This window comes from Nitrospirillum bahiense (assembly GCF_007828025.1).
In the GTDB taxonomy this organism is placed as follows: Bacteria; Pseudomonadota; Alphaproteobacteria; order Azospirillales; family Azospirillaceae; genus Nitrospirillum; species Nitrospirillum amazonense.
The window spans coordinates 84,911-101,659 of record NZ_VITO01000018.1; the positions used below are offsets into that span (position 1 = coordinate 84,911).

Consider the following 16,749-nt stretch of genomic DNA (forward strand, 5'->3'; position numbering starts at 1 on the left):
TAGCGGAACGCCCGCGCCCGAGGGCCGGCCCTGATGGCGAGGATATAGCAAGCAATGGGGTCCTGTACAATGTCAGGCACCCCTCGCCCCACGCCGGGCGCCTATACGGTCGGACTTACCGGCCCAAATCCGCGTCCCAGATCCACATCAAGGAAGGGTGCCTCGTCCGGCCGGCCGGCGGCGAAGCGCCAGCGGGGAAGCACCCCGGCGCGGTCCATGGCCGGCAGGGCGATGATGGAACTGCTGGTGGTCTCGAAGCCCTGGGGTGTCACAATGCATAGGGCCTCGCGCGGATCATCCCCGGCGCCGCTGACACGACTGGCCAGCAGCATCTCCCACTCCGCCCAATGGTTGGTTTCCGGGTCCGGTGCCGGGGCGGCGGCGAACAGGGGGCGGTAGCGCCGGGTGCGCGGGCAGTCCGGGGCGTTCAGGCCGCGGGCAGTGATCATGGAGACGCCCTCGGGGATGGGCGTCACCCGCACCCGGTTGCGCCCCGCCTCCCCCATATGTTCCAGCAGCCAGGCGTCGCGGTTGTCGGCCAGCAGCAGGTTGAAGGGGCGGTAGGCGCGGGTGTCCAAATCCGACAGCGCCTCCACCGGGGCGTCGGCATGGTCCAGCGCCTCCAGCACCAGCTCCCCGCGCGACCGCTTGCCGGCCGCCGGGCCCAGCGTGCCCTCGCGGTTCAGCACGGCGGCCAGCACGCCGGTGTCGTTCAGGCCGCACCAGCTGCCGTCCGCCAATTCATCCTTGCCGGCCACCACCTCCGGCCGGTCGGGCCAGTGGCGGGCGGGGGGCAGCCAGGGACGGTTGTTCATCTCGTCCCGGTTGGCGGCGACGATCAGGGGCCAGGCGTGGCCGGGACGGCGGAGAAGGATGACGCTGCACATGGGATGAAGGCACCTGACAGAGTATTGGCGCCGCTTCGGGAAAGGCGCCGGGGGCGGCGTATTGCCCCGGGGGCTGTAGACCGCAAGCGACCACCCGATATATAAGGCTGCCGGGGGAAATCGAAACCACCCAGAGCTGTGCTTCGAGGAATAGCGATGACGACCTTTGACGAACGCGAACAGGCTTTCGAGGCCAAGTTCAAGCATGACGAGGAACTGCTGTTCCGCATCTACGTCCGCCGCGCCCGCCTGATGGGTGAGTGGGCCGCCCAGCACCTGGGCCTGACGGGCGACGAGGCCGCCGCCTACGCCAAGGAAATGGTCTCGGAAGACCTGCGCGAGCCCGGCCACCAGGATGTGCTGGCCCGCATCATGGCCGACTTCACCGCCAAGGGCGTCGACATCTCCGCCCACCGCGTGGAGAAGGAGATGGAGCACACGCTGGAAGTGGCCCGCGAACAGATGATGACCGCCTGATCCGCTCCAGGATCACGGGGAATAGGAAAAGGGGCGCCCCATGCGGGAGCGCCCCTTTTTTATTTATGTTCAACCAGCGGCATTCCATGCCGCTGTAAGACGCGACTGCGTCCGCCGGAGTTTTCCGGGGAGCATCAGCGGACTGGAAAACGAGGACAAGGCAAGCGGGCGGATGCCCGCGCCCGCCGCCTGAGGGAACAATAACTACTCCCCAAACACGCGCTTGAAGACCGTATCGACGTGCTTGGTGTGGTAGTCGAGGTTGAAGGCGCCGTCGATCTGCTCGGCCGTCAGGTGCCGGGCAACGTCGGCGTCGGCCTTCAGCAGGGTGCGGAAGTCCTTGCCCTCCAGCCACACCGGCATGGCGTTGCGCTGCACGGCGCGATAGGCGTCCTCGCGGCTCATGCCGGCCTGGGTCAGGGCCAGCAGGACGCGCTGGCTGTTGTGCAGGCCGCCCAGCATGTCCAGGTTGCGCTGCATGTTTTCCGGATAGACCACCAGCTTGTCGATCATGCCGGTCAGGCGGGACAGGGCGAAGTCCAAGGCGATGGTGGCGTCGGGGGCGATGACGCGCTCCACCGAGGAATGGCTGATGTCGCGCTCATGCCACAGGGTGACGTTCTCCAGCGCCGGCACCACATGGCTGCGGATCAGGCGGGACAGGCCCGACAGGTTTTCCGACAGCACCGGGTTGCGCTTGTGCGGCATGGCCGACGAGCCTTTCTGGCCCGGGCTGAAATATTCCTCCGCCTCGCGCACTTCGCTGCGCTGCAGGTGGCGGACTTCCGTGGCCAGGTTGTCGATGCTGGCGGCAATGACGGCCAGGACGGCGAAGTACATGGCGTGGCGGTCACGCGGAATGACCTGGGTGGACATGGGCTCCACCGACAGGCCCAGCTTGGCCGCCACATGCTCCTCGACCCGGGGGTCGATGTTGGCGAAGGTGCCGACGGCGCCGGAGATGGCGCAGGTGGCGATCTCATCCCGGGCGGCGGCCAGGCGATCGCGGCCGCGCTTGAAGGCGGCATAGTGGCCGGCCAGCTTCAGGCCGAAGGTCACCGGCTCGGCATGGATGCCGTGGCTGCGGCCGATGCTGGGTGTGTACTTGTGTTCCTGCGCCCGGCGTGCCAGGGCGGCCAGCAGGGCGTCCATGTCCGCCAGCAGCAGGTCGGTCGCCTCTTTCAGCTGCACCGCCAGGCAGGTGTCCAGCACGTCGCTGGAGGTCATGCCCTGGTGGACGAAGCGGGCCTCGGGGCCGACATGCTCCGCCAGGTTGGTGAGGAAGGCGATGACGTCGTGCTTGGTCTCGCGCTCGATCTCGTCGATGCGGGCCACGTCCCACTTCGCTCGCTCCCATACGGCTGCCGCCGCCTCCTTGGGGATCACGCCCAGTTCGGCCTGCGCGTCGCAGGCGTGGGCCTCGATCTCGAACCAGATCCGGAACCGGTTCTCCGGTTCCCAAATCTTGACCATCTGGGGGCGGCTGTAGCGCGGAATCATGGGGCGTCGCCTCTGCTGGGGGGCTGCTGATGGCGCCGGACCATACGGGCGGCCGGACGCCTTGACCAGTGCAAGGGGCGCAGGGGCAGGGTGCTGCCAGGGTGACGGCCGTCACCCGCGCCGGTCAGGCCCGGTCCCGCCGTAGCCATTCATCGGCGGCATCGCCCATGGTCCGCCCCACGGCGGCCTTCATCCAAGCCATAAAAGGCCGGTCGAACTTGAAATGCTCCCCGCATTCCCGGTGGAAGAAACGCCGCACGTTCTGGGTACCGCGATAGCCGGTGGTGATGGGGGTAGTGCGATCGATCGGATCGGCATGCCAGTCGAACACCGTTTCCATCCCGTTACCGGCCCGATCAGTGCCGCAGGCCGTCGTGCACCCAGCCGGTCACCATGGCCATGACCTCGGGCGGCAGATCGTCCGGGCTGGGGTGGTGCCAGCGGTAAACGGTGATCGCCGCCTCCAGGCAGAACTTCTCCGGCTGGCCCTTGCCGCGCATCTCCTGGTACGCCCGCACGACGGCGGGGCGGCAACAGTCGGACGTGGCATCCTCGCGGCAAGCCATGGGACGGAACCTCAGGAGCGCTTGGCGCGGTTCAGCGGCACGCCATACAGTTCCAGGCGGTGGCCGATCAGCTCATAGCCCAGCTCCGCCGCCACCTTTTCCTTCAGACGCTCCAGCTCCTCATTGCGGAACTCGATCACCTCGCCCGACTGCAGGTCGATCAGGTGGTGGTGGTGCTCATCCCGGATTTCCTCGTACCGCGCGCGGCCGTCGCCGAAGTCCAGCCGCTCGATGACGTTGGCTTCCTCGAACAGCCGCATGGTGCGGTAGACCGTGGCGATGGAAATGTTGGGATCGATCTCCACCGCGCGGCGATACACCTGCTCCACATCCGGATGGTCCATGGCCTCGGACAGCACGCGGCTGATCACCCGCCGCTGCTCGGTCATCTTGAGGCCCTTCTGGATGCAAAGCTGTTCAAGACGCGATGGCATGGGGACGCTCCCAAAAGACGGAAATGGTGAACCGGCCGCCGGTAAAGACGGGAAACTATAAACATTCTAAACCGAGCGCCCCGCCCGGTTCGAGTGGAATCGACCGCAGGGCTGCCCCGTTTCGCCGCGCAGCCCGTTTCGTCGCATGAAGCGGCGGCGGCGGGAAAGAGGGCATCCGGTCAGGCCGGCCCGATCAGCGCCAGCAGCCGGTCCAATGTGGCCTCGTCCATCTTGCCGATGCGCTGAGCCAAGCGGTTGGCGGCCAGGGTCGCCTTGGGGTGCAGGCCGCTGGTGTCCACTACCACCCGGGGGTCGGACATTTGCGCCAGGCGTTCCATCTCCTCCGCCTCGTCCCAGATGATGCCGAAATAGCCGCAAATCTGGCGCACCAGCATGGGCGAGGGCGTGCCCTTGCGGCCGTGCTCCAGGGCCGACAGGTAGGCGGAGGAGATGTGCAGGGCGGCGGCCATGTCCTTCAGGGCCAGGCCGTGCTGCTCACGCAGCTCACGCATCCGCTGGCCGAAGGGGGTCATGGTCGCTGCCGCTTCAGGAGCACGTAGAGCGCGCCGCCGCCACCATGCTGCGGCTGGGCCTGGCGGATGGCCAGCACCAGGGGGCGCAAAGGCGCCTCCCCCAGCCAGCGGGGCACCGCCACGCGCAGGATGCCCTTCTCCCGGTCGGTACCCATGTGGACGCTGCCGCCGGAGCCCTTGCCGGTGATGACCAGCAGGGTGCGCCGGCCCTCGCGGTGGGCGCGGGCGACGAAGGCGTTCAGGGCGCCGTGCGCCTCTGCCTGGGTCATGCCGTGCAGATCCAGCCGGCCATCGATGACCAGCTGGCCCCGGCGCAAGCGGTCGTCGGTGCGGCGGTCCAGGCCGGCGCGGGCGCCGAAGACCAGCGGGGGATGGGCCAGGGGGGCGGCGGGAAGCGGCTTGGCCGCGGGCGCCGACGCCAGCGGCGGGGCGGCGGGCACGGCGGGGGCGGCCGCCACCGGCGCGGGCGGGGGCGGCGGTAGGGGGGCGCCCCGGCGCAAGGGGGCGGCATCGCGCATGACCTCACGCCACAGGCGGATTTCCTCCGACGTCGGACTGCGGCGCTGGCGGCTCATGAAGACGGTCCGGGCCCGGCGGCGATGTTGGCCGGCGTCACCGTGCGCGGCAGCAGCAGCCAATAGCCGCCGCGGCTTTTCATGACGCCGGCGCGGCTCTCCGCCTCACGCCCATGGCCCCAGAACACGTCGCCGCGCACAGGTCCCTGGATGGCGCCGCCGGTGTCCTGCGCCACCATCAGGCGGGACAGGCGCTTGTCCCCGTCCTCCGGATCGGTGACGTCCAGCCAGACGGGCAGGCCGTAGGGCACGTAGGTATGGTCCACCGCCAGCGAGCGGCCGGGGATCAGCGCCACACCCTGGGCGCCCAGGGGGCCGTCGCCCTCCAGCGCCCTGAAGAAGACGTAGGAGGGGTTGCCTTCCATGGTGGCCTGAGCCTGCGCCGGGTTGGCGGCCAGCCAGGCGCGGATGGACTGCATGGTGACGGCGTCGCGGTCCAGCTTGCCGTCCGCCGCCATCTGGCGGCCGATGGCGACGTAGGGCCAGCCGTTCTGCCCGTCATAGGCCACGCGCACCTCGCCCCCCTCCTCCAGCACCACCCGGCCGGAGCCCTGGATGTGCAGGAAGAAGGCGTCGATGGCGTCGTCCAGCCACACCAGCTCCAACCCCTTGCCGGTCAGGGCGCCGGCATCGATGCGGCGGCGGTCCTCGTAGGGCTTCAGCTTGCCGTCCGTCACCCGGCCGGCGATGCGCTGGCCCTTCAGGCTGTCGCGGAACTCGCCCAGGTCGACCATCACCAGGTCGGGCGGGCGGCGATAGAGCGGCACCGTGTAGCGGCCGTGGCGCGTGCGGCTGCCGCGCAGCTCCGCCTCATAGTATCCGGTGAACAACCCCTCGGGATTGCCATTGTCGGTGGCGCGCCAGGGCTGGAACCAGCGTTCCAGCGCGGCGCGGGCCATGGCCTCGTTCCCCGGCGGCAGGTTCTTCAGGGCCGAGCAGGGGGCGTTCCAGTCCTGGGGCTTGCCCGCGACACCGGAGGTCTGGCGCAGCATCTTGTCGCAGGAACGCAGGATGGCGGGCACGGCCTCAACCACCCTGTCAGCCTGCCACCCGGGCAGGTCGGCATAGGCGGCCGGCTGCAGCACCAGCTTGGCCCCGGGCGCCGGGGCCGGGGGCGGCGCCTCTTCGGAGGTGAACAGGGAACAGGCGGTGGTCAGCAGCAGCAGGGCGCCCGCCACGCCGCGCGCCGCGCGGGCGAAAAGGGGCCGGCACGGCATGGGCAATGGTTCCTCGCGGGGCGGCTGGATCGTCAGGTCGAGCCGGACCTTAAAACGGATCGCCGCCGGAAGGAAACACCGGATGTGCGGGGCGCATCGCGATTTGCGCCGCCATTCGCCCGCTCACTGCGGAACGCGGGTTTCGACCAGGCGCCAGTTGGGGTCGGACGACTTGGTGTCGCGGGCGAAGGTCCAGATGTCCACCACCTCCGCCGGATGCTCGGCGTCGCCGTCCACCACCCGCCCCTGGGCATCGCGCGTGACGTTGGTCTGGTGGGTGATGAACTTCACCGTGCACAGGGCCTGGCCTTCCAGCAGGCGGGCCTGCACCAGGTCCACGGTGTCGAAGGCCTGGATGTGCGCCTCCAGCGTCTCGCCCGCCCGGGCGCGCGCCTCGATGGCCTTGGCGAAATCGTTGTAGACGGCATCGGCCAGCAGCGGGCGCAGGGCGCCGGTATCGCCCCGGGCGAAGGCGTCGACGATGATGCCGAAGGCGCCTTCCGCGCCCTTCAGGAAACGCCGCTCGTCAAAGCTGGGATCGGCCTGATGGATGCGGGCGAGGCCAGCTTCCAGCGACAGCGGGCCGTCGTAGTCGGGCGGGGTGACGTCGCGCGCGGTGCCCTCGATCACCTTGGGCTGCACCCCCTGGAAGGGCGGCGGGCGCACGCCCTGCTGACCCTGGCCCTGCTGCCCCTGGGCGGTCGGCCCCTGCGCGGGGGGGACGGCGGTGAAGGGGTTGGGGCGCTCACGCTCCTCCCCCGTCTTGCGGCCCAGCGCCTTATGCAACTGATAGGCCAGGAACACGGCGATCATCGCGAAGATGATGATTTCGAAGAAGTAGGAGTTGTCACCCATTGCAGACTTCGAACCTCCGGCGCTTGAAATAAGCCCGCGTTCCAGGCCCAATCGCCACCTGGATACGGGGGCCTCGCCCCACCATGTTAAGACCGAACACCCGGTTGTCATTACGGGCGGCCCTCTCGCTGTAGATAGGCGGCGCCCGAAGAAAGAGCAAGCTTATGCACCTTCCCCTTTTTCTCATCGCGTATCTTCTGGCGGAAATCGCCGCCTTCGCCTGGGTGGGGGAGAAGGTGGGCGTGCTGGGCACCGTGGCCCTGGTGGTGCTGTCCACCATCGTCGGCCTGTGGCTGGTGCAGCGCCAGGGGCTGGACGCCCTGCGCAAGGTGGCGAGGGCGACCCCGGGCGAGGCGCCGGTGGTGGCGTGGGACGGCCTGTGCCTGGCCACGGCCGGTGTGCTGTTCGCCGTACCCGGCTTCATCAGCGATTTGGCCGGCATCGCCCTGCTGGTCCCGCCGGTACGCCGCGCCCTGCTGGGCCAGGCCCAGCGGCTGTCGGGCACCCGCTTTACCGTGCGGACGGCTGGCGGCGGGATGAATGGGGGCGGCACCTATGGCAGCCCGGCCCGCCCCACCACCGTCATCGACGGCGACTTCGTGGACGTCACCAAGCCGGACCAGGGCCCCACGCTGCCCAAGGAATGAGGCGCCCGCCCGGCCTCAGTGGGCGCCCTGCAACAGCCCCTTCAGCCGGTACAGCTCTTCCAGCGCCTGGCGCGGCGTCAGTTCATCCGGGCTGACGGACTTCAGCGCGGCCAGCGCCGGCGATTCCGGCGCGGGCGCGGCGGCAGGCTCCGGCGCGCGTCGCACGGGCGCGCTGAACAGGGGCAGGTCGTCGGCCAGCCGCGTCACGGCGCTGCCCTGGTCGCCCGCCTCCAGGATGGCCAGCACCTCCTCCGCCCGGCTGATGACCGTGGCCGGCAGCCCGGCCAGGCGGGCCACATGGATGCCATAGCTGCGGTCGGCGGCGCCGGCGGCGACCTCATGCAGGAACACCACGTCGCCCTGCCACTCCTTGATGCGCATGGTGTGGCAGGCCAGGGACGGCAGCTTGGACGACAGGGTCGTCAGCTCATGGTAGTGGGTGGCGAACAAGGCACGGCAGCGCGTGACCTCGTGCAGATGCTCCACCGCCGCCCAGGCGATGGACAGGCCGTCGAAGGTGGCGGTACCGCGCCCGATCTCATCCAGGATGACCAGGCTGCGGCCCGTGGCCTGGTTCAGGATGGCCGCCGTCTCCACCATCTCCACCATGAAGGTGGAGCGGCCGCGCGCCAGGTCGTCGGCGGCACCCACGCGGCTGAACAGCCGGTCGACGGCACCGATGTGGGCGGCGTCGGCGGGCACGAAGCTGCCCATCTGCGCCAGCACGGCCACCAGGGCGTTCTGACGCAGGAAAGTCGACTTACCGGCCATGTTGGGGCCGGTCAGCAGCCACAGGCGGTTGGCATCCGACAGGTCGCAGTCATTGGCGACGAAGGGGCCGCTGGCGGCGGCCACCAGCGCCGCCTCCACCACCGGGTGCCGGCCGCGCACGATGCGGAATTCGCGGCTGTCGTCCACCACCGGGCGGCACCAGCGGCATTCCACCGCGATGTCGGCCAGCGAGGTCGCCACATCCAGCGACGCCAGCGCCTGGGCGGTCGAGGCGATGTCGTCGGCCCTGGCCAGGACCGCCTGGGTCAGCTCCTCGAACAGGGCCAGTTCCAGGGCCAGCGCCTTGTCGCCCGCCTCCGCCACGCGGCGTTCCAGGTCCGACAGCTCCACCGTGGTGAAGCGCATGGCGTTGGCCAGGGTCTGGCGATGGATGTAGGTGCCGCGCTGTTCCGCCGCCATCAGCTTGTCGCCGTGCTGGGCGGTGACCTCGATGTAATAGCCCAGCACGTTGTTGTGCCGAATCTTCAGGGTGTTGATGCCCGTGTCCCCGGCGTAGCGGGCCTGGAGGTTGGCGATCAGGCGGCGCGAGTCGTCGCGCAACTCCTTCAGTTCGTCCAGGGGGGCCGAATAGCCCTGGGCGATGAAGCCACCGTCGCGGGCGTTCAGCGGCAGGTCCGGGCCCAGGGCCGCCGCCAGCATGGACACCAGGTCGGCCGGCACCTTCACGCCGTGCAGGGCGTCCAGCAGCCCCGGGGGCAGCGGCGGTTCCAGGGCGCCGCGCAGCGCCTCGGCCGGGAAGGTGTCGCAGATGTCACGGGCGCGGCCCAGGCCGTCGCGCACCCCCGCCAGGTCGCGCGGACTGCCCCGGCCCAGGCTGAGGCGGGACAGTGCGCGCTCGATATCCGGCGCCCGGCCCAGGTGCGCGCGGATGTCGGCGCGCAGGCCGCCCTGCTCCACGAAATAGGCCACCGTGTCCAGGCGCCGGCCCACGGCCGCCGGGTCGGTGAGGGGGGAGGCCAGGTGGGCCGCCAGCAGGCGGGCACCGGCGCCGGTGACCGTGCGGTCGATGGCGCCCAAGAGGCTGCCGCGCTTCTCGCCCGTCAGCGTGCGGGAAAGTTCCAGGTTGCGGCGCGACGCCGGATCGATCTCCATGACCGCGCCCAGCGCCAGCCGGCGCGGCCGGTCCAGGCGGGGCACCCGGCCCTTCTGCGTCAATTCCACATAGTCGACCAGGGAGCCGGCGGCCGCCACCTCCGCCCGGCTGAAGCTGCCGAAGGCGTCCAGCGTGCCCACGCCATAGAGGTCCAACAGGCGCTGGCGGCCGTTCTCGCTATCGAATCGGGCGTTGGGCTGCACCGTCAGCTGGTCGCGCCACTCGGCCCACAGCTCGAACAGCTCCGGCTGCTGCGTCAGGCGCTCGGAGACCAGCAGCTCGCCCGGCGCCAGGCGGGCCAGGGCCGCCGGCAGGGCCGCGCGTTCCACCGGCTGCAGGGTCAGCTCCCCCGTCGACAGATCCAGCCAGGCCAGGCCCAGGGCGCCGCCCACCTCGGCCAAGGCGGCCAGGTAGTTGTTGGACCGGGCGTCCAGCAGCCCGTCCTCGGTGATGGTGCCGGGGGTGACGACACGCACCACTTCGCGCCGCACCACCGCCTTGCCGCCGCGCTTGCGCGCCTCCGCCGGGTCCTCGGTCTGCTCGCAGATGGCGACGCGGAAGCCCAAGCGGATGAGGCGGGAGAGATAATTCTCGTGCGAGTGCACCGGCACGCCGCACATGGGGATCTCCTCGCCCAGATGCAGGCCGCGCTTGGTCAGCGTGATGTCCAGCGCGCGGGCGGCGGCCACCGCGTCGTCGAAGAACATCTCGTAGAAATCACCCATGCGGTAGAACAGCAGGGCGCCCGGATGCTGGGCCTTGATCTCCAGGTACTGCGCCATCATGGGCGTGACGCCCTGGGCGGAGAGCGCCGGGGATGCGGTATCGTTGGTGTCGGGCACGGCACTAAATCCGGTAGGGCGGGAACGATAGGGCCCTTAGGTATAGCGCCCCCGGTCCGCCAAGCCGAGTCCGTTTACCTAGCCCGCCTTGCGCCCCAGCCGGCGGTGGACCTCGTCCAGCAGACCGTCGGCCGCGGCCTCGATCAGGTCCAGCACGGTGTCGAACTGGTCCTCCGACCCGTAATAGGGATCGGGCACGTCGTGGCCCTTATGGTCGGGGGCATAATCCAGGAACAGCTGCACCCGGTCGCGATGCTTGGGCGGCGCCAGGCGACGCAGGAAATCCAGATGATCGCGGTCCATGGCCAGCACCATGTCGTACCGCTCGAAATCATCCGCGTCCACGCGGCGCGCGCGCAGCGCCGACAGGTCGACGCCGCGATAGCGCGCCGCCTCCACCGCCCGGATGTCCGGCGCCTCCCCCACGTGATAGCCATGGGTGCCGGCGCTGGCCACCGTCACATCGTCAGCCAGGCCATCCATGGCCAGGCGGCGGCGCATCACACCCTCCGCCGTGGGGGAGCGGCAGATGTTGCCCGTGCAAACGAACAGGATTGAAATTTTCCGATTATTTTCCAATGCCTTACCCTTATTCCGGGAGTGCCAAGACATCTGTGGCGACTGTAGCAACCTCGGACACGGGAATCAAATGCTCACCCGATGCCCCTCTCCAAGAAGGTAGGGCCGCGACATCCGGCCCACCCCTTCCCGCTTGCCGGGCGTCGCGGCGGCGCCCAAGATGCGCCCGTCCCGCCGGTGGCAGCCGCCGGGGTTCGGCAACGCGGCAGGATACAGGTCCCATGCCCCTTATCGACGTCACCGGTCTGCGCCACGCCATCGCGGGCCGGCCGGTGCTGGACATTCCGCATTGGTCGGTCGAGGCCGGCCGGCACTGCCTGCTGCTGGGCCCCAGCGGCAGCGGCAAGACCACTCTGATCCACGCCTTGGCCGGCCTGAAGCGGCCGGACGGGGGCCGCATCCTTCTGGACGGCCAGGCGGTGTGGGACCTGGACGCCGCCGCCCGCGACCATCTGCGGGGGCGTTTGATCGGCATCGTCTTCCAGACCCTGCACCTGGTGGCGGCGCTGGACGTGGGCCAGAACCTGCATCTGGCCCGCTGGCTGGCCGGCCTGCCGCGCGACGCGGGGGCCGTGGCCCGGGCGCTGGACCGCGTAGGCCTGGGCAACCGCCTGGCCGCCAAGCCAGAGCATCTGAGCCAGGGGGAAAAGCAGCGCGTGGCCATCGCCCGCGCCGTGGTCACCCAGCCTAAGCTGATCCTGGCGGATGAGCCGACCTCCGCCCTGGACGATGAGAACTGCGCCCTGGTGCTGGACCTTTTGCTGGAACAGGCGGAGGTGTGCGGCGCCACCCTGCTGGTGGCCACGCATGACGAGCGCACCCGCGCTCGGATATCCGACCGGCTGGATCTGCCCAAGCTTAGCGCCCGCACGGAAGGTCACGCCGCATGACCATCCTCGGCTTGGCCTGGGCCTACCTGAAGCGCTCGGCCCTCACCACCTGCCTGAACGTGGCGCTGCTGGCGCTTGGCACCGGCACCATCGTCGTGCTGATCCTGGTGGGCACGCAGGTGCAGGACCGCCTGGCCAGGGACGCCGCCGGGGTCGATCTGGTGGTGGGCGCCAAGGGCAGCCCGCTGCAGCTGATCCTGTCCGCGCTGTACCAGATCGACATTCCCACCGGGAACATCCCGCTGTCCCAGGCGCAAGCGCTGGCAGCCGACCCGCTGGTGGCCCAGGCCGTCCCCCTGGCCCTAGGCGACAGCTTCCGGGGATACCGCATCGTCGGCACCGACCCGGCCTTCGTCGCCTTGCGCCATGCCCAGGTGGCGACCGGCCGGCTATGGCAGGCGCCCATGGAGGCCACGGTGGGCGCCCAGGTGGCGCGGGCCGCCGGCCTGAAGGTGGGCGACCAGTTCAACGGCAACCATGGCCTGTCGGCCGGCGGGGCGGTGCATGAGGGCATGCCCTATACCGTGGTGGGCATCCTGGCCCCCACCGGCGGCGTGGTGGACCGCCTGGTGCTGACCCCCATCGACAGCGTGTGGGCGGTGCACGACGCCCACCATCATCACCACGACGGCGATGCCGACGAGCACGAGCATGGCCCGGGGGGCGCACAAGGGGGCGCCCAGCCGGCCCAGCCACCACCCGAACGCGAGGTGACCTCCGTCCTGCTGCGCTACCGCTCCCCCATCGCGGCCGCGCTGCTGCCCCGGCGCATCAACACCGGCAGCGCCATGCAGGCGGCCTCGCCGGCGGCGGAGATGACGCGGCTGCTGTCCCTGGTGGGCATCGGCACGGACACGGTGCGGGGCTTCGGCCTGTTGCTGGTGGCCTCCTCCGCGCTCAGCATCTTCGTCGCGCTATACAACGCCACCCAGGCGCGGCGCTATGACCTGGCGGTCATGCGCGCCCTGGGCGCCACGCGCATGCGCATCTCCTGCCTGCTGCTGACCGAGGCGCTGGCCATGGGGGCCGCCGGCACCGCCCTGGGCCTGGCGCTGGGCCATGGGGCCGTGGAACTGGCGGGCCGCCTGGTGCCCCAGGCCCGCGACATGGGCATCACGGGACTCCAGTTTCCGGCCACGGAGCCCTATCTTCTTGTCCTGGCGGCCGGCCTGTCAGTGCTGGCCGCCCTGGTTCCGGCCGTCCAGGCCTATCGCACGGACGTGTCGGCGGTGCTGTCGCGGGGGTGACCCCCGCTCCACACCCAGCCCTTAATCGGCCACGATTGGGGGCCAACAAAGCATTGGCAGTTGAGAGAAAGGATTTCGCCATGACGGTTCAGGCCAAGCGCACATTCGCCGCCGCCCTGATGATGGCGGCAATGGTCGCCGGGACGCCCGCCCTGGCGGCCGACAAGAAGGTGGCGTCGGCCACGCCCGCGGCACCGGCGCCAGGCACGGCGGCATCCGTGCAGGCCAACATCCCCAAGGCCACCCTGGGCTGGGACAAGCTGGCCGACGTCAAGGAAGTGCACAGCATGGACAACGGCCTGCTGCGCGTGCGCGCCGCCTTTGGGCCGGCGGTGCAAGCGCTGGAGGGCAAGCCCCTGACCATCGCCGGCTTCATCATCCCGCTGGAGCAGAAGGAGAAGTCCGGCCATTTCCTGTTGAGCGCGATGGCGCCCAGCTGCCCCTTCTGCCCGCCGCCCGGCCCTGCCGACCTGATGGAGGTGAAGACCAGCGCCCCCATCGCCATGACCAACGAGCCCATCACCCTGACGGGCACGCTGCATATGGTGGGTGATGACGACAACGGCCTGTACTACCGCCTGGCGGACGCCACGCTGCAGGCGGGAAGTTAAATCCCCAGCAGGTAGCGCACTAGGCCGATGAGGCTGCCGACCAGCAGCACTGAGGTCCCGAACAGCGCCAGGCCAAAGCCGGCGGCACGCTTCTTGGCATCGGCGTAGTAGGTCACGGCGTACAGCACGCGGCCCACGGGCCAAGCCAGGCCGATCACCGCCGCCTGGTGGTCACCCCAGATGTTGGCGAACAGCCACAGGCCGGGAAGGAACAGCACGATCTGTTCCAGGGTATTCACCTGAACGCGCAGCACCCGCTGGAATGCCGGCGGGCCGTCCACGGATGGCGCCTCCACCCCATGCCGGGTGCGCGCCCGGCTGACCTGTCCGATGGTCCAGAAATAGACGAACAACGCCAGAAGCGTGACCAGGCCGGTCCACACGAAGGCCGCCATAACCCCATCCCCTTCTTTCAGCCGGCGGCGCCAAGGCCGCCCGCTCCTCGTTTCTTATATCGGTGCCGATCCCCGATATCGGTACCCCTAAACTCAGGGGTCGTTGGCCTCGATGCCGTACATGTCGTCGTCCGTGAAGCCGAAATGGTGGCCGATCTCATGGATCATGACGTTCAGCACCAGATCACCCAGATCCTCGCCCGTCTCGCACCAATAGTCCAGCAGCGGCCGGCGGTAGAGGAAGATCATGTCCGGCCCGTGGCTGGCGTCGTTGGCGCCGCGCTGGGGCAGGGAGACGCCACGGTAGAGGCCCAGGATGTCGAACGGGGTTTCCAGCCCCATCTCCCGTTCCGTCTCCTCATCCGGGAATTCGGCGACATGAACCACCAGGTTGCCCATATGCACCCGCAGCTCGGGCGGGATGGACGCGATGGCGTCAGTGGCCAGGCGTTCAATCTCCTCCAGCGTGGGTGGGGAAGTGAAGCGGCGGGGCAGGACGGTGACGGTGGCCATGGCTCTATACCGGGGTAGGCTGTGCTAGAATCTTGACGGGAGGGCCCCGCCGGGTCCACGTCAACGCTTGTCGGCCCCGCCGTCAAGCCCCGGCGCTCAGGCGTCATCGTCGCAGGCGACTTAATCCCATCACCGCCGCGATGAAACTTCTAGGCCGGAAGGCGGCTGCGGAAAGGAAGACACCATGGCGCGGAACCCGACGCCCATGCGCATGGCCCGTTTCATGGAAGAAAGCGCTGGTTGAGATGACTGACGACACCGTGCCGCCGGCGGAAGACGCCACCCCCCAGCCCCCCACCGCGCCCGTGGCCGCCTGTCCCCGCTGCGCCAAGCCCCTGGACCTCTGCGTTTGCGAAGGCATCACGCCCATCGAGACCCGGCTGGAGGTGCTGGTGCTGCAGCATCCCCAGGAACAGGACGTGGAACTGGGCAGCGCCCGGCTGCTGACCCTGGGCCTGGCGCGCGGCCGGCTGAAGGTGGGGCTGTCCTGGCCCAACCTGGCCAAGGCGCTGGGCAGAGAGGGCGATCCCCGCCGCTGGGCCGTGCTGTACATGGGCTCGGGCGATGACGCCGTCGCCACACAGCCTGGTACCGTGCGGCTGGTGGACAAGAAGGGCCAGACGGTGGAGGACCCCACCGTTCTGGCCGACTTGGAGGGCATCATTCTGCTCGACGGGTCGTGGTCGCAGGCGAAGGCCCTGTGGTGGCGCAATGCCTGGCTGCTGAAGCTGCGCCGCCTGATCGTCCATCCCGATTTCGTCTCCGCCTACGGCAACCTGCGCCGCGAGCCCCGGCGCGAAAGCGTATCGACGCTGGAGGCCGGCGCCTTCGCCCTGGCCAAGCTGGAGGGGGACGACACGCTGGTGGAGCGGCTGCGCGCACCCTTCATCGCCCTGGTGGCCCGCTACCGCGCCGTGCGCGGCAACCGCCCGCCCAAGGCCGCCGCCAACCGGCCATCCGGCGAGGGCAGCCGCAAGCCCGATTGGCGCGGCCGCAAGCGCAGGCCTCGGTAACGGCAAACGCCACCATCTGGTGCGGAGCCGGCGACCTGCCGGCCCTTTTTTAGCCAGAATTGGCAGTCACACACGCGGAAGTTTCCCTCCCCCAATACCTCGGACCGCGTCCCATGACCCTGCGCCTCGCCCTCGCCGCCCTTCTGCTGTGCGGCGTCACCGCCCCCGTCATAGCTACCGAGGTCAGGGCTGCCGAGCCGACGCCGCGGACGACGACGCAACCGGCGGCGGCCTGTCCGGAGGGGGCGGACTGGAACATGCCGGCGGCGCCGCTGCACATCTATGCCGACACCTGGTACGTCGGCACCTGCGGCCTGTCCTCCATCCTCATCACCTCGCCGCAGGGCCATGTGCTGATCGACGGCGCCACGGAAAAGGCGGCGCCGCTGATCGAGGCCAACATCCGCGCCCTGGGTTTCAAGGTGGAGGACGTGCGCATCATCCTGAACAGCCATGAGCACCTGGACCATGCCGGTGGCATCGCCCAGCTGCAGCGGGACTCGGGCGCCACGGTCATGGCCCTGTCGGCCGCGGCCGGCGCACTGGAACACGGCAAGGGCGACCGGGGCGACCCGCAGTACCTGAGCATCGAGGCCTTCCCCGCCATCCCGCATGTGAAGCGCCTGAAGGACGGGGAAGAGGTGACCCTGGGCCCCATCCGCCTGACGGCCCATGCCACGCCAGGCCACACGCCGGGGGCCACCACCTGGACCTGGGACAGCTGCCAGGATGGGCGCTGCCACCACATCGTATACGCCGACAGCCTCAGCGCCTACACCGACGACGTCTACCGCTATTCGGACGAGGCGGCGCACCCGGGCGTGCTGGCCAGCTTCCGCCAAGCCATCGCCACCATGGCCGCCCTGCCCTGCGACATCCTGCTGACGCCCCACCCCGACGCCTCGCAGATGTGGAAGCGCCTGGGCCCCAACGCCACCCTGCCCCTGGTGGACGAGACCGCCTGCCGTCGATACGGCGAGGCGGTGACCGCCCGTCTGGACAAGCGGCTGGCGGACGAGGCGGCCAAGACGGAAAAGGAAAAGGCGGCCCACTAAGAGCCGCCTGCAACCCAACACGTCAGAC

At 69.7% G+C, this 16,749-nt stretch carries 20 protein-coding genes; 7 read left to right on the plus strand and 13 right to left on the minus strand.

The window, feature by feature from the left end:
* Positions 1-101 precede the first annotated feature (101 nt).
* On the minus strand, positions 102-887 hold the full coding sequence (locus tag FBZ88_RS22465; protein WP_145619344.1) for an NRDE family protein: 786 nt from the start codon (positions 885-887) through the stop codon (positions 102-104).
* Between the two features lie 156 nt (positions 888-1,043).
* On the opposite strand from FBZ88_RS22465, the gene FBZ88_RS22470 reads away from it, so the two are divergent.
* Positions 1,044-1,364, plus strand: coding sequence for a DUF1476 domain-containing protein (locus FBZ88_RS22470; protein WP_145611015.1), 321 nt, complete (start codon positions 1,044-1,046; stop codon positions 1,362-1,364).
* A gap of 204 nt (positions 1,365-1,568) precedes the next feature.
* Here FBZ88_RS22470 and purB read toward each other — a convergent pair whose 3' ends face one another.
* The 8 genes from purB to FBZ88_RS22510 all read right to left on the minus strand — a co-directional run bounded on the left by purB (position 1,569) and on the right by FBZ88_RS22510 (position 7,044).
* A complete protein-coding gene (gene purB / locus FBZ88_RS22475; protein ID WP_145619345.1) occupies positions 1,569-2,864 on the minus strand; it encodes an adenylosuccinate lyase in 1,296 nt (431 codons plus the stop codon).
* Between the two features lie 124 nt (positions 2,865-2,988).
* Complete coding sequence (locus FBZ88_RS22480) at positions 2,989-3,195, minus strand: DUF6434 domain-containing protein (RefSeq protein ID WP_211102770.1); 207 nt, start codon at positions 3,193-3,195, stop codon at positions 2,989-2,991.
* Between the two features lie 25 nt (positions 3,196-3,220).
* Positions 3,221-3,430, minus strand: coding sequence for a hypothetical protein (locus FBZ88_RS22485; RefSeq protein WP_145611011.1), 210 nt, complete (start codon positions 3,428-3,430; stop codon positions 3,221-3,223).
* A gap of 11 nt (positions 3,431-3,441) precedes the next feature.
* Positions 3,442-3,864: a Fur family transcriptional regulator gene (locus tag FBZ88_RS22490; protein ID WP_004274465.1), complete on the minus strand. Its 423-nt coding sequence runs from the start codon at positions 3,862-3,864 to the stop codon at positions 3,442-3,444.
* A gap of 179 nt (positions 3,865-4,043) precedes the next feature.
* Positions 4,044-4,397 (minus strand): helix-turn-helix domain-containing protein, encoded by a 354-nt coding sequence (locus FBZ88_RS22495; RefSeq protein ID WP_004274464.1) that lies wholly within the window; start codon positions 4,395-4,397, stop codon positions 4,044-4,046.
* The gene (locus FBZ88_RS22500) at positions 4,394-4,972 is read right to left on the minus strand and encodes a Smr/MutS family protein (protein WP_145619347.1); all 579 of its coding nucleotides are present in this window, start codon (positions 4,970-4,972) and stop codon (positions 4,394-4,396) included. Before FBZ88_RS22500 ends, FBZ88_RS22495 begins: the two co-directional genes overlap by 4 nt.
* Positions 4,969-6,189 carry a murein transglycosylase A gene (gene mltA, locus FBZ88_RS22505; RefSeq protein WP_246138809.1) on the minus strand — a complete coding sequence of 407 codons (1,221 nt, stop codon included), beginning with the start codon at positions 6,187-6,189 and terminating at the stop codon, positions 4,969-4,971. The genes FBZ88_RS22500 and mltA overlap by 4 nt, the downstream gene beginning before the upstream one ends.
* 123 nt (positions 6,190-6,312) lie before the next feature.
* Positions 6,313-7,044 (minus strand): Tim44/TimA family putative adaptor protein, encoded by a 732-nt coding sequence (locus FBZ88_RS22510; protein WP_145619349.1) that lies wholly within the window; start codon positions 7,042-7,044, stop codon positions 6,313-6,315.
* Positions 7,045-7,208: 164 nt separating this feature from the next.
* On the opposite strand from FBZ88_RS22510, the gene FBZ88_RS22515 reads away from it, so the two are divergent.
* Positions 7,209-7,691 carry an FxsA family protein gene (locus FBZ88_RS22515; protein WP_145619350.1) on the plus strand — a complete coding sequence of 161 codons (483 nt, stop codon included), beginning with the start codon at positions 7,209-7,211 and terminating at the stop codon, positions 7,689-7,691.
* Between the two features lie 15 nt (positions 7,692-7,706).
* Here FBZ88_RS22515 and mutS read toward each other — a convergent pair whose 3' ends face one another.
* Together mutS and FBZ88_RS22525 are read right to left on the minus strand one after the other, a co-directional pair.
* Positions 7,707-10,361 carry a DNA mismatch repair protein MutS gene (mutS, locus tag FBZ88_RS22520; protein WP_145619388.1) on the minus strand — a complete coding sequence of 885 codons (2,655 nt, stop codon included), beginning with the start codon at positions 10,359-10,361 and terminating at the stop codon, positions 7,707-7,709.
* 135 nt (positions 10,362-10,496) lie between these two features.
* Positions 10,497-11,030, minus strand: a complete 534-nt coding sequence (locus FBZ88_RS22525) for a low molecular weight protein-tyrosine-phosphatase (protein WP_145619351.1) — start codon at positions 11,028-11,030, stop codon at positions 10,497-10,499.
* A gap of 188 nt (positions 11,031-11,218) precedes the next feature.
* On the opposite strand from FBZ88_RS22525, the gene FBZ88_RS22530 reads away from it, so the two are divergent.
* From FBZ88_RS22530 to FBZ88_RS22540, 3 genes are all read left to right on the plus strand, one after another.
* The gene (locus FBZ88_RS22530; protein WP_145619352.1) at positions 11,219-11,887 is read left to right on the plus strand and encodes an ABC transporter ATP-binding protein; all 669 of its coding nucleotides are present in this window, start codon (positions 11,219-11,221) and stop codon (positions 11,885-11,887) included.
* Positions 11,884-13,134, plus strand: a complete 1,251-nt coding sequence (locus tag FBZ88_RS22535) for an ABC transporter permease (protein ID WP_145619353.1) — start codon at positions 11,884-11,886, stop codon at positions 13,132-13,134. The genes FBZ88_RS22530 and FBZ88_RS22535 overlap by 4 nt, the downstream gene beginning before the upstream one ends.
* An 80-nt stretch (positions 13,135-13,214) precedes the next feature.
* Positions 13,215-13,745 carry a DUF3299 domain-containing protein gene (locus FBZ88_RS22540; RefSeq protein WP_145619354.1) on the plus strand — a complete coding sequence of 177 codons (531 nt, stop codon included), beginning with the start codon at positions 13,215-13,217 and terminating at the stop codon, positions 13,743-13,745.
* Here FBZ88_RS22540 and FBZ88_RS22545 read toward each other — a convergent pair.
* Together FBZ88_RS22545 and FBZ88_RS22550 are read right to left on the minus strand one after the other, a co-directional pair.
* Complete coding sequence (locus FBZ88_RS22545) at positions 13,742-14,140, minus strand: MAPEG family protein (RefSeq protein ID WP_145619355.1); 399 nt, start codon at positions 14,138-14,140, stop codon at positions 13,742-13,744. The genes FBZ88_RS22540 and FBZ88_RS22545 overlap by 4 nt on opposite strands.
* Positions 14,141-14,233: 93 nt before the next feature.
* Entirely contained in the window at positions 14,234-14,653 is a 420-nt protein-coding gene (locus tag FBZ88_RS22550; protein WP_145611001.1) for a metallopeptidase family protein, read from the minus strand.
* A 245-nt stretch (positions 14,654-14,898) separates the two neighbouring features.
* On the opposite strand from FBZ88_RS22550, the gene FBZ88_RS22555 reads away from it, so the two are divergent.
* The gene (locus tag FBZ88_RS22555; protein ID WP_145619356.1) at positions 14,899-15,666 is read left to right on the plus strand and encodes a tRNA-uridine aminocarboxypropyltransferase; all 768 of its coding nucleotides are present in this window, start codon (positions 14,899-14,901) and stop codon (positions 15,664-15,666) included.
* Positions 15,667-15,779: 113 nt separating this feature from the next.
* Complete coding sequence (bla, locus tag FBZ88_RS22560) at positions 15,780-16,721, plus strand: subclass B3 metallo-beta-lactamase (protein ID WP_145619357.1); 942 nt, start codon at positions 15,780-15,782, stop codon at positions 16,719-16,721.
* The last annotated feature ends 28 nt before the right edge of the window (positions 16,722-16,749 follow it).